This window comes from Pseudomonas syringae group sp. 26L6 (genome assembly GCF_032587815.1).
Classification (GTDB): domain Bacteria; phylum Pseudomonadota; class Gammaproteobacteria; order Pseudomonadales; family Pseudomonadaceae; genus Aquipseudomonas; species Aquipseudomonas amygdali.
The window spans coordinates 164,657-178,901 of sequence record NZ_JAWHPJ010000001.1 but is presented as its reverse complement, the minus strand read 5'-3'; the positions used below and the strand labels follow the sequence as shown (position 1 = coordinate 178,901).

Genomic DNA, 14,245 nt, shown 5'->3' with positions numbered 1-14,245 from the left:
GGGAGGCCGATCAGACTGCGTGACATTCCCACACAACCTGTCGCCTCCCTGTCATAGCTTTATATAGTGTTGCAGCGGAATATGGCGTTGCCGCGCGGCTCAGCTCAACCCCATCTGCGTCCAGATCCGCATCACCTCACGCCGCTGGGCATGAAACTGATCGCCGCTGACCACGCCCGCCTGCTTCTGCAAAGCCTGACGATGCGCTGCCGAGCGGTACGCCTTGTAGGCTTCGCGCAACAGGCCGGCGTCCGTGTCAGGCAACAGTCCGGCGTCCTCAAGCCCTTCGAGAATCCGTATGTTGTCGGTGTATTGCAGCAGCGCAGGATGCTCTCTGGACCACGCCAAGGCGGCGTATTGCACCATAAATTCGATATCGACGATACCTCCGGCGTCCTGCTTGAGGTCGAACGGCACCGACGCCTCGAAGGCATTGGCCGCCCTTCCGGCTGCTGTCACGCGGGTGCCGAGGTTGTCGCGCATCTTGCCGCGCATCTCGCTGACCTCTGCGCGCAGCTTGCCCAGATCACGCTCGCGCCCCAGCACATCGGCACGGACTTTTTCGAACTGCTCGCCAACATCGCGACTGCCGGTCATAACCCGCGCACGCACCAGCGCCTGATGCTCCCAGGTCCAGGCTTCATTGGCCTGATAACGGGCGAAGGCCCCCAGCGAACTGACCAGCAGGCCGGATGCACCCGACGGCCGCAGGCGCATGTCGACGTCATACAACTGACCGGAGTTGGTTTGCGTGGTCAGCAAATGGATCACCCGCTGCCCCAGACGAGTGAAGAACTGCGCGGTGTCGATCGGTTTGGCACCGTCGGTCTCGGCCTCCAGATCGCCATCATGAATGAACACCAGATCCAGATCGGAGCCGTGCCCCAGCTCGATGCCGCCGACCTTGCCGTAGCCGACGATCACGAAGCCCGGATCGCACAACGTGCCGTCCGGACGTAAAGGCGTACCGTGCCGGGCCACGCTGTAGCGCCAAGCCAGAGCGAGCACCTGATCGAGAATCGCCTCGGCCAGCCAGGTCAGGTAATCACTGACTTTCATCAATGGCAGGCTGCCGGATATCTCGGACGCCGCAACGCGCAGACTGTGCGCCAGCTTGAAATGCCGCAAGGCTTCCATCTGCTGCTCAAGGTCGTCCTCCGGGATACGAATCAGTCGTTCACGAAGCTCGGCCGCCAGCTCTGGTGCCAACGGCGGATTGAACAGGCGACCTTCATTGAGCAGCTCATCGAGCAGCAGCGGGAAGCGTGCGATCTGCTCCGCAATCCATGGGCTGGCAGCGCACAGGGTCAACAGTTGTCGTAATGCATCGGGGTTTTCGGTCAGCAACACCAGATACGCCGAGCGCCGGGCGACCGCTTCTACCAGCGGCAGCACACGCTCCAGCACCAGGTCGGGCTTCTCATGCTCTACCGCCTGAGCCAGCAACCGAGGGATGAACGCATCCAGCCGCTCACGACTCAGACGCTGCATCGAACGCAGGTTGGGACTGCTGCGCAGGCTGGCCAGATTCTTCAGTGCCTTTTCGGCATCGACGAAACCGGCCTGCAACAGCTGGCGACCCGCGGCTTCCTCGTCCTGGGACTCTTCCCACAGGGGCAGCCACTCGCCACCCACCGCGACTTCACTGTCGTCCTGCTGCTCGTCGTCGGGATCCGAATCGGGGTCGGCGATGACCTGACGGAAATGCCAGGACACCCGACTGCGCCAGTACATAAGGCGCTCGTGAAAACTGACCCAGTCGGCAAAGCCCATGATCAGGGCAATGCGTGCCTGATCCTGATCGTTGTCCGGCAACATTTGCGTCTGACGGTCGGCAATCGCCTGAATGGCGTGCTCGGTGTAACGCAAAAACTCATAACCCTCGCGCAGCTCTTCAGTCACCGCCGAAGGCAGATAACCCTGCCCTTCAAGGGTTTTCAGCACTTTGAACAGCGGGCGCTGTTGCAGGCTCAGGTCGCGGCCACCGTGGATCAGCTGGAACGCCTGGGCGATAAACTCGACTTCGCGAATCCCCCCCGCACCGAGCTTGATGTTTTCCGCCATGCCCTTGCGCTTCACTTCCTGCTGAATCAGCTGCTTCATGGTGCGCAGCGCTTCAATGGCCGAGAAGTCCAGGTAACGGCGATACACAAACGGGCGCAACATATCCAGCAGCTCGGCACCTGCGGTCTGATCGCCGCCGACCACTCGTGCCTTGATCATCGCGTAACGTTCCCAGTCCCGGCCCTGATCCTGGTAATACTGCTCCAGCGCGTTGAAGCTGAGCACCAGCGCCCCGGAAGAACCGTAGGGCCGCAGGCGCATGTCGACCCGGAACACGAAACCATCGACGGTTACCGGGTCCAGAGCCTTGATCAGCCGCTGCCCCAGGCGAATGAAAAACTCCTGGTTATCCAGCGCACGCTTGGTGCCCAGCGTCTCGCCACCCTCCGGGTAGGCAAAGATCAGGTCAATGTCCGACGAAAGGTTCAGTTCGACCGCGCCGAGTTTGCCCATGCCCAGAATGACCATGTGCTGCGGCTGCCCAGAGTGACGACCGGTCGGTGTGCCGAACTGCTCGCAGTGCCGTGGATACAGCCATTGGTAGGCCAGGTCGATCGAAGCATCGGCCATTTCCGATAGATCACGGCAGGTTTCGATCAGATCTGCCTGACGGGTCAGATCGCGCCAGATGATTCGCACTTGCTGGCGTGCGCGCTGCCGACGTAGATTACGCCCCAGCTCGTCATCACTGGTGGCGCTCGACAGGGCATCGGCAATCTGACCGCGCAATTGGCCGGCAGAGAGGCTACGCTCCAGCTCGCCCGAATCGGCCAGTTGCAGGAGCATCTGTGGGTCACGGCAAACTTGCTCGGTGACAAAATCACTGGCGGCGCAAACCCGGTCGAACGCCTTGCGGCGCGCTTCCGGCCAGGCCTCGAAAGACGCCAGCGCGTCCTCCGACAAAGCAGTGAGCGCGGCCTGGAAAGTCTGGCGGGCACGGGTAATCAATGGCAGCAGAATGGCCGGAAATTCAGCCAGTAAAGGTAGGCTCATGGTCTATCCTTGATCGGCGTGCAAACGCCCGTCTGTCATGACGGCAAGACACGTCTGCCAGCACCGCTTGTCGAACAAAGGTTATAAATTGCTGGAAAAATCAAATTAGAAGCATAAAAATCCGCTTTTTCCCTGCAAGATATTCAATAGCAATCAACAGTAACGTTTTAAGTTACAAGACAACAGGAGCGATTGAGTCGCTTCTCTGTAGTTTTACTACTGGGTCCGATACTCGGAGGGCTGAAATCGTCGTCGATTTGTAGTAAAACTACACGCCGCCGGATCCCACCCTCCGGTAATCCAAGAATTTATGTCGTCTGCCCACAAGGCCAGTCGCAAACTCAGGCAACCGATTCTGGAAGCCTTTCCGCCCTGGAGCAAGCCATGCAAGACCTCGATCCCGTCGAAACCCAGGAATGGCTGGACGCCCTGGAATCGGTTCTCGACAAAGAAGGCGAAGACCGCGCTCACTACCTGATGACCCGTTTGGGCGAGCTGGCCACCCGTAGTGGTTCGCAGCTGCCGTACGCCATCACTACGCCATACCGCAACACGATTCCTGTCACCCACGAAGCACGCATGCCTGGCGACCTGTTCATGGAACGCCGCATTCGCTCGCTGGTGCGCTGGAACGCATTGGCAATGGTCGTCAAAACCAACCTGAACGACCCGGATCTGGGCGGCCACATCTCCAGCTTCGCCTCCAGCGCCACGCTGTACGACATCGGCTTCAACTACTTCTTCCAGGCCCCGACCGACGAACACGGCGGCGACCTGATCTACTTCCAGGGTCACGCATCGCCAGGCGTCTATGCCCGTGCGTTCCTCGAAGGCCGTATCACCGAAGACCAGATGAACAACTTCCGCCAGGAAGTCGACGGCAATGGCCTGTCGTCTTACCCACACCCGTGGCTGATGAAGGATTTCTGGCAGTTCCCGACTGTATCGATGGGCCTTGGCCCGATCCAGGCGATCTACCAGGCACGCTTCATGAAGTACCTGGAACACCGCGGTTACATCCCGGAAGGCAAGCAGAAAGTCTGGTGCTTCCTGGGTGACGGCGAGACCGACGAGCCGGAATCCCTGGGCGCCATCGCTCTGGCCGGTCGCGAGAAGCTCGACAACCTGATCTTCGTCGTCAACTGCAACCTGCAGCGCCTCGACGGTCCGGTTCGCGGCAACGCCAAGATCATCCAGGAACTCGAAGGCGTGTTCCGTGGTGCTCAGTGGAACGTCACCAAAGTCATCTGGGGCCGTTTCTGGGACCCGCTGCTGGCCAAGGACGTCGACGGTATCCTGCAACGTCGTATGGACGAAGTCATCGACGGCGAATACCAGAACTACAAGGCCAAGGACGGCGCGTTCGTCCGCGAGCACTTCTTCAACTCGCCTGAACTCAAGGCAATGGTTGCCGATCTGTCCGACGACGAGATCTGGAAACTCAACCGTGGTGGCCACGATCCGTACAAGGTTTATGCGGCCTACCACGAAGCCGTCAACCACAAGGGTCAACCAACCGTGGTTCTGGCCAAGACCATCAAAGGTTATGGCACCGGCGCCGGCGAAGCGAAAAACACTGCACACAACACCAAGAAGGTTGATGTCGACAGCCTGCGTCACTTCCGTGACCGTTTCGACATCCCGGTCAAGGACTCCGAACTCGAAGCCCTGCCGTTCTACAAGCCGGAAGAAGGCAGCGCCGAAGCCCGTTACCTGAGCGAGCGTCGTGCTGCGCTGGGTGGCTTCGTACCTCAGCGCCGCGCGCAGAGCTTCAGCCTGCCGACGCCGCCACTCGATACCCTCAAGGCCATCCTTGACGGTTCGGGCGATCGTGAAATTTCCACCACCATGGCTTTCGTGCGCATCCTGGCGCAGCTGGTCAAGGACAAGGAAGTCGGTCAGCGCATCGTGCCGATCATCCCGGACGAAGCCCGTACCTTCGGTATGGAAGGCATGTTCCGCCAGCTGGGCATCTACTCGTCGGTCGGCCAGCTCTACGAGCCAGTCGATAAAGAACAGGTAATGTTCTATCGCGAAGACAAGAAAGGCCAGATTCTCGAAGAAGGCATCAACGAAGCGGGCGCCATGTCCTCCTTCATCGCTGCCGGTACTTCGTATTCCAGCCACAACCAGCCGATGATTCCGTTCTACATCTTCTACTCGATGTTCGGTTTCCAGCGTATCGGCGACCTGGCATGGGCTGCTGGCGACAGCCGCACCCGTGGTTTCCTGATCGGCGGCACCGCCGGCCGTACCACGCTGAACGGCGAAGGCCTGCAGCACGAAGACGGTCACAGCCACATTCTGGCGTCGACCATCCCGAACTGCCGCACCTTCGACCCGACTTACGGTTACGAACTGGCAGTGATCATCCAGGACGGCATGCGCCGGATGTTCGAAGAGCAGCAGGACGTTTTCTACTACCTGACCGTGATGAACGAGTCCTACACCCAGCCAGCCATGCCGGCCGGTGCGGAAGAAGGCATCGTCAAGGGCATGTACCTGCTCGAAGAAGACACCAGGGAAGCGGCGCACCACGTCCAGTTGCTGGGCTCGGGCACCATCCTGCGTGAAGTTCGCGAAGCGGCGAAGATTCTCCGTGACGAGTTCAACATCGGCGCTGACGTCTGGAGCGTTACCAGCTTCAACGAACTGCGTCGCGACGGTCTGGCGGTAGAGCGTAACAACCGCCTGCACCCTGGCCAGAAGCCGGAACTGAGCTATGTTGAGCAGTGCCTCAACGGTCGCAAAGGCCCGGTCATTGCATCGACGGATTACATGAAGCTGTTCGCTGACCAGATTCGTCAGTGGGTTCCAACCAAGGAGTATAAAGTCCTGGGCACCGACGGTTTCGGCCGTAGCGACAGCCGCAAGAAGCTGCGTCACTTCTTTGAAGTCGATCGTCACTTCGTTGTGCTGGCAGCCCTGGAAGCTTTGGCGGATCGTGGCGATATCGAACCTAAAGTGGTGGCGGAAGCCATCGCCAAGTTCGGCATCGATCCTGAAAAACGCAATCCACTGGACTGCTAAGAGTCTGCTTCAAGAGCGCTGATCAGAGCGTAAACAGCCGAGGATGCGGAATTTACCTACCGTAAATGAGCATCCAACGCTGTTTCGTTGTAACTGAACCAGCGTATTGGTGAGTGAACAGGTTCTCCTAAGGAGAGACATAGTGAGTGAGTTAATTCGTGTACCCGACATCGGCAACGGTGAAGGCGAAGTCATTGAATTGATGGTCAAGGTCGGTGATCGCATCGAAGCCGACCAGAGCATTCTGACGCTGGAATCAGACAAGGCGAGCATGGAAATCCCTGCTCCCAAGGCTGGCGTCATCAAGGCCATGAAGGTCAAGCTGGGCGACCGCCTGAAAGAAGGCGACGAGCTGTTCGAGCTGGAAGTGGAAGGCGAAGCGGCTGCCGCTCCTGCCCCCGCAGCCGAACCTGCCGCGGCCCCAGCTGCTGCCGAAAAACCGGCTGAAGCTGCACCGGCACCTGCCGCTGCGCCTGCTCCGGCAGCCAGCGCCAGCGTTCAGGACATCCACGTGCCGGACATCGGCTCGTCGGGCAAGGCCAAAATCATCGAGCTGATGGTCAAGGTTGGTGACTCCATTCAGGCTGATCAGTCGTTGATCACCCTGGAATCCGACAAGGCCAGCATGGAGATCCCATCTCCGGCAGCAGGCGTTGTCGAGAGCATCGAAGTCAAGCTGGACCAGGAAGTCGGTACCGGCGACCTGATCCTCAAACTGAAAGTCGAAGGCGCAGCGCCCGCCGCAGCTGCGGCACCTGCTGCCAGCGCACCGGCTGCCGCTCCTGCCAAGGCTGAAGCGGCTGCACCGGCCGCTGCTCCAGCGCCGAAAGCCGAAGCAGCACCTGCTCCGGCTGCACCGGCCAAAGACGGCGCCAAGGTTCACGCAGGCCCGGCTGTTCGTCAGCTGGCACGCGAGTTCGGCGTCGAGCTGAGCGCGGTCAGCGCCACCGGCCCACACGGCCGCGTGCTGAAAGAAGACGTTCAGGTTTACGTCAAGACCATGATGCAGAAGGCCAAGGACGCTCCGGCTGGCGGCGCAAGCGGCGGCTCGGGCATTCCGCCGATCCCGGAAGTCGATTTCAGCCGTTTCGGCGAGATCGAAGAAGTACCGATGACGCGCCTGATGCAACTCGGCGCTTCGGGTCTGCACCGCAGCTGGCTGAACATTCCGCACGTCACGCAATTCGACCAGGCCGACATTACCGACCTGGAAGCTTTCCGTGTTGCGCAGAAAGGCGCTGCCGAGAAGGCTGGCGTCAAGCTGACCGTTCTGCCTCTGCTGCTCAAGTCCTGCGCCCACTTGCTCAAGGAGCTGCCGGACTTCAACGCCTCGCTGGCACCAAGCGGCAAGGCTGTGATCCGCAAGAAGTACGTGCACATCGGCTTTGCCGTGGACACCCCGGATGGCCTGCTGGTACCGGTTATCCGCGACGTCGATCAGAAGAGCCTGTTGCAGCTGGCCGCTGAAGCCGCAGCACTGGCTGAAAAGGCACGTAACAAAAAGCTGACTGCAAACGACATGCAGGGCGCGTGCTTCACCATCTCCAGCCTCGGCCACATTGGCGGCACCGGCTTCACGCCGATCGTCAACGCGCCGGAAGTGGCAATCCTCGGAGTTTCCAAGGCCACCATCCAGCCAGTCTGGGACGGCAAAGCCTTCCAGCCAAAACTGATGCTGCCGCTGTCGCTGTCCTACGATCACCGCGTGATCAACGGTGCAGCTGCCGCCCGCTTCACCAAGCGCTTGAGCGAATTGCTGGCGGATATCCGCACAATCCTGCTGTAAGCCAGGCAGGCCCGTCCCCGGACGGGCCTTGCTATACATCTTTGCGAGCTGCCACGCTCGAACCTCAACCCCGCCTTCCAGCGGGGATTTTTTTGCCTGACTCTCGCGCCCACGCTCCGCGCTCATTGCTGGATTCTGTGGGAGTGACCGGGGCGGCGATCCGCATTGCTCACGACCCATCTTCGGGGCTTGTACGGGCCCCTTCGCGAGCAAGCTCGCTCCCACGACCTTTATCGCGGTGCCAGGTCTGACTGGCGGGTGATACACTACGCGACATTTTTGTTTTGCAGGTTCACCGTCGTGACTAACACCGCTTTCAATTCTCTGCCCCTGTCTGCTGCCATGCTGGCTAACCTGGAGTCGCTTGGTTACGCCGAAATGACACCGATTCAGGCGCAGAGCCTGCCGGTGATCCTCAAGGGCATGGACCTGATCGCGCAAGCCAAGACCGGCAGCGGCAAGACCGCTGCGTTCGGTATCGGCCTGCTCAACCCGATCAACCCGCGGTTCTTCGGTTGCCAGGCACTGGTCATGTGCCCGACCCGCGAACTGGCGGATCAGGTGGCCAAGGAAATCCGCCGCCTGGCGCGCTCGGAAGACAACATCAAGGTGCTGACCCTCTGCGGCGGCGTGTCTTTCGGCCCGCAGATCGGCTCGCTGGAGCACGGCGCGCATATCATCGTCGGTACGCCTGGGCGTATTCAGCAACATTTGCGCAAGGGTTCGCTGGTGCTGGACGGCCTGAACACGCTGATTCTCGATGAAGCCGACCGCATGCTGGACATGGGTTTCTACGACGCCATCGCCGACATCATCGAGCAGACCCCGCAACGCCGTCAGACCCTGCTGTTCTCCGCGACCTACCCGGTCGGCATCAAGCAGCTGTCGTCGAAATTCATGCGTGACCCACAGACCGTAAAAGTCGAAGCGCTGCACGCCGACAGCCAGATCGAGCAGATTTTCTATGAAATCTCTCCGGAACAGCGTCTGGAAGCGGTGGTCAAGGTACTCGGTCATTTCCGCCCAGCGTCCTGTGTGGCGTTCTGCTTCACCAAGCAGCAGGTTCAGGAAGTGGTCGACCACCTGACCGCCAAAGGCATGTCTGCCGTCGGTCTGCATGGTGATCTGGAACAGCGCGACCGCGATCAGGTACTGGCGATGTTCGCCAACCGCAGCACCTCGGTACTGGTCGCCACCGATGTGGCCGCGCGCGGTCTGGACATCGAAGCACTGGACATGGTGATCAACGTCGAGCTGGCGCGCGATTCGGAAATCCACATTCACCGCGTAGGCCGTACCGGTCGCGCAGGCGAAAAAGGCATCGCGGTCAGCCTTGTGGCACCGTCGGAAAGCCAGCGAGCCCGCGCTATCGAAGAATTGCAGAAAGCCCCGTTGAACTGGCAGCAGTACGATCAGCTAAGCGTCAAGGAAGGCGGCAAACTGCTACCGACCATGACGACGCTGTGCATCGGTTCGGGTCGCAAGGACAAACTGCGCCCGGGCGACATTCTTGGCGCGCTGACCGGCGAAGCGGGTATTGCGGGCACTCAGGTGGGCAAGATCGCGATCTTCGATTTCCAGGCGTACGTCGCCGTCGAACGCAGCATGGCCAAGCAGGCACTGGAGCGTCTGAACAACGGCAAGATCAAAGGCAAGTCACTGCGCGTGCGGATTTTGTAAAGTTTATAGTTGACCCTGATAGTCCCTACACTCCGCGCCGAGCATCATATACAGGCCCCGAAGGTCCTGAAAACGCGGTTTTCAGGCCTCTGCCCGTAGAGCGTGGGAGCGAACTTGTTCGCGAAGACGGTAGTTCAGACGATAAATCTTCGGAGAACATACCGGCCCTTTCGCGAACAAGCGAAGCGTCGCCCGGTCCGCTCCCACGGCCTTCGGCCAGAATCAAAAACAGGCTTGTATATAGCTTAGCGCGGAGCATGGGAACGATCGTGACCTACAGATCGAGGAAACACGCTGTGCCCGTTACCGACGTTGTAATCATTGGCGCTGGCGCCGCTGGTCTGATGTGTGCGTTCACCGCTGCCGCTCGCGGGCGCCGGGTGATGTTGATCGATCACGCCAATAAACCTGGCAAGAAGATCCTCATGTCCGGCGGCGGACGCTGCAACTTCACCAACATGTACACCGAGCCGGCCAATTTCCTGTCGCAGAACCCGCACTTCTGCAAATCGGCGCTGGCGCGCTACACCCAGTGGGATTTCATTGCGATGGTCGCCAAACATGGCGTGCCGTATCACGAGAAAAAACTCGGCCAGCTGTTCTGCGACAACAAGTCCAGCGACATTCTGGAAATGCTCCTGGAGGAATGCCGTCAGGCCGGTGTCAGCCTGCACATGGACACTTCCGTGCAGCAGATCGACAAAACCGAATCCGGCTACAGCCTGCAAACCACGCTGGGCACGTTGAATTGCGAGGCGCTGGTTATCGCCACGGGCGGGCTGTCGATCCCGACGCTGGGCGCGACCGGCTTTGGCTATCAGGTCGGCAAGCAGTTCGGCCACACGCTGCTGCCCACCCGCGCAGGCCTGGTGCCGTTCACCATCACCGATCAGCTCAAGGAGCTGTGCACCGAGCTTTCGGGCACATCGGTGGATTGCCTGGTCAGTTGCAATGACACCAGCTTCCGCGAAAACATCCTGTTCACACATCGCGGCCTCAGTGGCCCGGCGATCCTGCAGATCTCCTCGTTCTGGCAGCCCGGTGACACGGTGGAAATCAACCTGCTGCCCGATCACGATGTGCCCGCCTGGCTCAGTCAGCAACAGGCCGAGCGTCCCAACAGCGAGTTGAAAACCCTGCTGGGCGAGATTTTCACCAAAAAGATGGCCAACCTGATCGCCGAACACTGGTTCGTGTCCAAGCCCATGAAGCAGTACACCCACGCCGAACTGTCCGACATCGCCGAAAAACTGGCGAGCTGGAAGGTGGTCCCGGCAGGCACCGAGGGTTATCGCACTGCTGAAGTGACGCTGGGCGGTATCGATACCCGTGAAGTGTCGTCCAAGACCATGGAGTCGCTGAAATCCCCTGGCCTCTATTTCGTCGGCGAAGTACTCGACGTGAGCGGTCATCTGGGCGGCTTCAACTTTCAGTGGGCGTGGGCCTCGGCCTACGCAGCGGCGCAGTACGTGTGACGTAGTGCGCACGACACTGCAAACCGGTATAAATTTTGCCAAGCGGATGTACAGCCAGTCGTTTGGTCTGTACATATCCTCCTGCAGAATTGATCAATTGCGAACAGGGCCGTCAGCTTACCCATGGCATCGAAATCTCTCCGTCATACATTCCGTCGATTGTGGGCGCTGGATAAATTCAGCTATAGCGTTCGAGTCTTTATCGCACTGACCGGCAGCATGGCGCTGTGCTGGTACCAAAACGAGATGGCATTGCTGATCCCGCTGTTTCTGGGGATTATTGCCTGTGCACTGGCAGAGACTGACGATAGCTGGCAAGGCCGGCTAAATGCTCTGGCCGTGACGCTGGTGTGCTTCAGTGTTGCCGCACTCGCCGTAGAACTGCTCTTCCCCTACCCCTGGCTGTTTGTCTGCTCGCTGGCGCTGGCCAGCTTCTGCCTGACCATGCTCGGCGCGCTGGGCGAACGCTATGGCGCGATTGCCTATGGCACGCTGATCCTCTCGGTCTACACCATGATCGGCGTCGATCAGCGCGGCGGTGAGGTACTGGACTTCTGGCATGAGCCGATGCTGCTGGTGGCGGGTGCAGCCTGGTATGGCCTGCTGTCAGTGCTGTGGCAGATGCTGTTTTCCAACCAGCCGGTGCAACAGGCGCTGGCCCGGCTGTTCCGTGAGCTGGGGCAGTACCTGAAACTCAAGTCGACGCTGTTTGAGCCGATCCGCACACTCAATGTAGAGGCCCGTCGTCTGGAACTGGCGCAGCAGAATGGCAAAGTGGTCGCCGCGCTGAACTCCACCAAGGAAATCATCCTGCACCGCGTTGGCAGCGGCCGCCCCGGTTCGAAAGTCAGCCGCTACCTGAAGCTGTATTTCATCGCCCAGGACATCCACGAGCGCGCCAGCTCGTCGCACTACCCCTACAACTCACTGGCCGACGCCTTTTTCCACAGCGATGTGCTGTTCCGCTGCCAGCGCCTGTTGCGTCAACAGGGCGTTGCCTGTCAGGCCCTGTCGGAATCCATCCAGTTGCGTCAGCCATTCGTATACGACCCAAGCTTCGCCGAAGCCATGGAGGACCTGCACGCCTCTCTGGAACACCTGCGCATCCAGAGCAACCCTGCGTGGCGTGGCCTGTTGCGTTCGCTGCGCGCGCTGGCTGCCAACCTCGGCACACTGGATCGCCTGATCAGCGACGCCAGCAACCCGGACGCCGTGGCCGATGCCACCGACAGCAGCCTGCTGGATCGCTCGCCGCGCAACCTCAAGGATGTCTGGACCCGCCTGCGCTTGCAGATGACGCCGACCTCACTGCTGTTCCGTCACGCCCTGCGCCTGCCGCTGGCGCTGACCATCGGTTATGCGATGGTGCACCTGATTCACCCGTCACAGGGCTACTGGATCATCCTGACCACGGTGTTTGTCTGCCAGCCGAGCTACGGCGCCACCCGACGCAAACTCGGCCAGCGGATCATTGGCACGGCAATAGGTCTGACGGTCGGCTGGGTACTGTTCGATCTGGTTACCAGTCCGATTCTGCAATCGATGTGCGCGGTGTTGGCCGGTGTGGTGTTCTTCGTCAATCGCACCACGCGCTACACCCTGTCGACCGCCGCCATCACAGTCATGGTGCTGTTCTGTTTCAATCAGGTCGGCGACGGTTACGGGCTGTTCCTGCCACGGCTGTTCGATACGCTGCTGGGCAGCTTGATCGCCGGGCTCGCGGTGTTCCTGTTCCTGCCGGACTGGCAAGGACGACGCCTGAACAAGGTGCTGGCCAACACCCTGACCTGCAACAGCATTTACCTGCGGCAGATCATGCAGCAGTACGCCAAGGGCAAGAGTGACGACCTTGCCTATCGACTGGCGCGACGCAACGCACACAATGCCGACGCTGCGCTGTCGACCACATTGGCAAACATGCTTATGGAGCCCGGTCACTTCCGCAAGGAGGCCGATGTCGGTTTCCGCTTTCTGGTCCTGTCACATACGCTGCTGAGCTACCTTTCCGGCCTCGGCGCGCACCGTGATACACAGTTGCCTGGCGATGTCCGCGAACACCTGATCGATAACGTCGGCGCTACGCTGGCAGCCAGTATCGACGAAATCGCCGCAGGGCTGGCCGAGAAGAAACCTGTCGCCGTACAGAGTGACGCAGAGGAAGCACTGGCCGCGCAACTGGAACAGCTGCCGGAAGAGATGGACGAAAGCCAGCGTCTGGTACAGGCTCAGCTAGCCTTGATCTGCCGCCAGCTGGCACCGCTACGCACCCTTGCCGCCCACCTGATCAAAGCTCCGGAGGCTGTTGCAGCCCATGCAGTCTGAACAGCTCGTCGTAGGTGCCGTCGGCCTTCATGGCGACAATTTCACGATCAAAATCGGCGACGATTTTTGCGTGCTGAGGGTTTTTCAGGCTGACCAGAATATGCAGGCTGTTCTTGCTCAACGAGCCGGGTAGAAACTCGACACGGTCGCGAACCGCTTCTGGCTCCATCGCAAGGTTATAGCGGGCGACGTATTCGTCCTCCAGTGTCAGGTCTACACGTTCGGCAGCGAGCATGCGTACGGCTGTGGAGAAGTTTTGTACAGGGACCTTCTTGAGCAGACTGTCGCCGTCAAACGCAGGGGAATAGGCATAACCGCGTACAACCGCAATCCTGTAATTGTGCAGTTGTTCATGGGTCCGAACCTCGATAGGCGATTCCCTGCGTTTGATGAAGCGCACGCGATTGAGCAAGTATTCGGCTGAAAACTGGCCAATTTTTGTGCGATCTTCGCTGAACCATGCGTTGATCAGCACATCGTGCCGCCCTTCACTCAACCCCAGCATTGCCCGCGCCCAAGGCACTTGCTCATACAGGGTGGTGTATCCGGCGCGGCGTAACGCCGTATTGACGATATCGGTCGCAAGCCCGCCGTTGAGCAGCAGCGCATCGGTAAAAGGTGGCCAAGGGTCAGCGACGAGGCGCAGTTTCTCCGCTGCACTGGCATGCGCCATCAGCAAAAAGACCAGCAACCCAACCGCTCGAAGCCACTGCGACATGCTCAGGTTCCTGAAAAGGGCGGTATACCCGATTTAATCCTATCGGCAGCAAAACCATCACTCATGAGAGTGCCAGCAGCTTTTAATTGAAGACCTGAAGCGGTCAGTAGACAAGCCGGAAGAAGAACATGCTCAGTAAAGCTGTACGCACATCGTTGACAGCGTTTATTGGGAATG

General features: G+C 59.8%; 7 protein-coding genes. 5 read left to right on the top strand and 2 right to left on the bottom strand.

Annotation, left to right across the window (positions count from 1 at the left end; translation table 11 throughout):
* Window positions 1-99: 99 nt before the first annotated feature.
* Window positions 100-3,057, bottom strand: a complete 2,958-nt coding sequence (gene glnE / locus RYA97_RS00725) for a bifunctional [glutamate--ammonia ligase]-adenylyl-L-tyrosine phosphorylase/[glutamate--ammonia-ligase] adenylyltransferase (protein ID WP_004666430.1) — start codon at window positions 3,055-3,057, stop codon at window positions 100-102.
* A 384-nt stretch (window positions 3,058-3,441) separates the two neighbouring features.
* Here glnE and aceE point away from each other — a divergent pair, with 384 nt between their 5' ends.
* The 5 genes from aceE (at window position 3,442) to yccS (ending at window position 13,350) form a co-directional block, all read left to right on the top strand.
* Window positions 3,442-6,087: a pyruvate dehydrogenase (acetyl-transferring), homodimeric type gene (aceE, locus tag RYA97_RS00720; RefSeq protein WP_002551766.1), complete on the top strand. Its 2,646-nt coding sequence runs from the start codon at window positions 3,442-3,444 to the stop codon at window positions 6,085-6,087.
* Window positions 6,088-6,229: 142 nt separating this feature from the next.
* Complete coding sequence (gene aceF, locus RYA97_RS00715; RefSeq protein WP_004666432.1) at window positions 6,230-7,873, top strand: dihydrolipoyllysine-residue acetyltransferase; 1,644 nt, start codon at window positions 6,230-6,232, stop codon at window positions 7,871-7,873.
* A gap of 300 nt (window positions 7,874-8,173) precedes the next feature.
* The gene (gene dbpA / locus RYA97_RS00710) at window positions 8,174-9,553 is read left to right on the top strand and encodes an ATP-dependent RNA helicase DbpA (protein WP_316891686.1); all 1,380 of its coding nucleotides are present in this window, start codon (window positions 8,174-8,176) and stop codon (window positions 9,551-9,553) included.
* Between the two features lie 296 nt (window positions 9,554-9,849).
* Entirely contained in the window at window positions 9,850-11,028 is a 1,179-nt protein-coding gene (locus RYA97_RS00705) for an NAD(P)/FAD-dependent oxidoreductase (protein WP_005778819.1), read from the top strand.
* 123 nt (window positions 11,029-11,151) lie between these two features.
* On the top strand, window positions 11,152-13,350 hold the full coding sequence (yccS, locus tag RYA97_RS00700) for a YccS family putative transporter (RefSeq protein WP_011167518.1): 2,199 nt from the start codon (window positions 11,152-11,154) through the stop codon (window positions 13,348-13,350).
* Here yccS and RYA97_RS00695 read toward each other — a convergent pair.
* The gene (locus RYA97_RS00695) at window positions 13,313-14,068 is read right to left on the bottom strand and encodes a substrate-binding periplasmic protein (protein WP_117140128.1); all 756 of its coding nucleotides are present in this window, start codon (window positions 14,066-14,068) and stop codon (window positions 13,313-13,315) included. The two genes, yccS and RYA97_RS00695, sit on opposite strands and share 38 nt — an antisense overlap.
* Window positions 14,069-14,245 lie beyond the last annotated feature (177 nt).